Below are 1667 nucleotides of genomic sequence, written 5' to 3'. Positions count from 1 at the left end.
ATCATTAAGGTGAAACTGGTCGATATTGCCAATAAGCAAGAGGTCTATAATTCCGCTGTCCTTACCTTCGGCATAATCATCAATAAGGTATGCACGTTCAAGTTCTCCAAGCCTTCCCACTATACCGTCTATAACCTGGTCAATTCCCATTACCTTGCCAACCATTGATTTAAGTTCAGGAAATATCGGGTGCTCTTTATTTGCCATATAATGTATTTTGCGACCTATTTTTTCTGATATTAATAGGTTAGTATTTGTTAGTTGATTTAGTTCTTCACGTATTGAATTGCTTGAAACATCAAATTCTCTGGCAAGTTCTCTAAGATATGATTTTGCTTCAGGATTAAAAAAAAACCTGGTTATAAGTTTAATCCTTGTTTTGGATGATATTAAACCTGAAAATAAATTCTCCACATAAGCCCCTTAATGAGTAGTTATATTACTCATAAAATAGCCGGAAATGCTTGTCAAGTATTTTGTGATATTTTTCCTGAATTTTAAATTCTGGATAATGGATGATTAGCTAGTGCTGAAGCAGTAGAGCATGACGGATAATGATAACAAAAAAATTATAATTGGTCGTTTTTATATTTCTTATTATAGAATCCAAATATTTCCCTTCTTTCATTCTCATTCAATATTCCTGTGAACGGGCTTGAAGAACGAAGCCTGATTGATTCTTCGTTATCGCCCTCAAGAATGGATAATATTTCTTCTTTGGTTTTTATTTTAAAAATATTTTCCCACTCAATGATGGCAGCAGACTCTGCACCTCTATTTTTTTTCCATTTAGTTAAATTACGCTTCGGTATATCCCACAATTCATTATATATTCTAAGCTTTTTTGCAATCTCTCTGTGAAGCGATGCTGTTTCTTTATCGATCATAACTTTTACAGTATAATCACTTTCTTCTCTCTTTCGTCTAATATAATTGAATATCTTTCCATATTCTATTTCTATAATGCCGGTTTTAATAAAATGCTGGTTAAATGCAGCCTCCACTCCGGAATGTTTTGATCGTTCCAGCCTTTTTGTAAGTAGTACGGCCGTGGTAACACTAAAAAGTGCATAATAGGATCTATTCACTGCGGCCCTGTACCGTTTTAAAGATAACAATTCAACAGCCGTATCAATATCCTCTCTGGCTTTTTCTAAGCGAACTTTAATAAGCTCTTTGATTCTTTTGTCCAAATTTCGATTCCATCTTTGCGTATGTTTTTATAGAAAGGGTCTTTATTGATCTGATACCATTTGTAGGTGCTTTCATCCATAACAATTGGTGAAAACACCACGTTGTTTTTCAATGCAATCTCATAGGAAGACATGCCTATCTCATCTTTCAATTCCGCGTACTGATCTGAAATAATGATAAGAATATCCACATCGGAATTTTTGTTATCTTCTCCCCGTGCACAAGACCCAAACACCACAGCCTTTAAGACAGCCATACCATACATCTTTTTCAAAAATTTCGCATATTCTTCTATCGCTTTATTCTGCTTTTTTCTCATATTTAATTGATAATTCCTAACCCGGACAAGCCGGAACCAAGAATTTTTAGTTAAACCATGCTAAAATGAGTGTAACATTTTTAGCATGGAGGTTTAGTATGTTGATTACCGAACGATATAAAGAGCAAATCACGGGTGTTCTTTCATGTTACGA

Annotated in this window: 3 protein-coding genes; all 3 read right to left on the bottom strand. The window is 34.4% G+C overall.

Features of this window, described 5'->3' with window-relative positions:
- Positions 1-414: ArsR family transcriptional regulator (locus VXK47_RS12555; RefSeq protein WP_435549129.1), on the bottom strand; the 414-nt coding region annotated here is incomplete at its 3' end.
- Positions 415-569: 155 nt separating this feature from the next.
- Positions 570-1193: a HEPN domain-containing protein gene (locus VXK47_RS12550; protein WP_435549128.1), complete on the bottom strand. Its 624-nt coding sequence runs from the start codon at positions 1191-1193 to the stop codon at positions 570-572.
- Positions 1154-1513, bottom strand: coding sequence for a nucleotidyltransferase family protein (locus VXK47_RS12545; protein ID WP_435549127.1), 360 nt, complete (start codon positions 1511-1513; stop codon positions 1154-1156). The genes VXK47_RS12550 and VXK47_RS12545 overlap by 40 nt, the downstream gene beginning before the upstream one ends.
- Positions 1514-1667: the final 154 nt, after the last annotated feature.

The organism is Desulfobacterium sp. N47, from assembly GCF_051233685.1.
Classification (GTDB): Bacteria; Desulfobacterota; Desulfobacteria; order Desulfobacterales; family RPRI01; genus RPRI01.
This window is presented reverse-complemented; position numbering and strand designations above follow the sequence as displayed.

Excerpts from the sequence above, each read along its gene's own strand:
- VXK47_RS12545 (WP_435549127.1), bottom strand. The coding sequence starts at position 1,513 with ATGAGAAAAAAGCAGAATAAAGCGATAGAAGAATATGCGAAATTTTTG.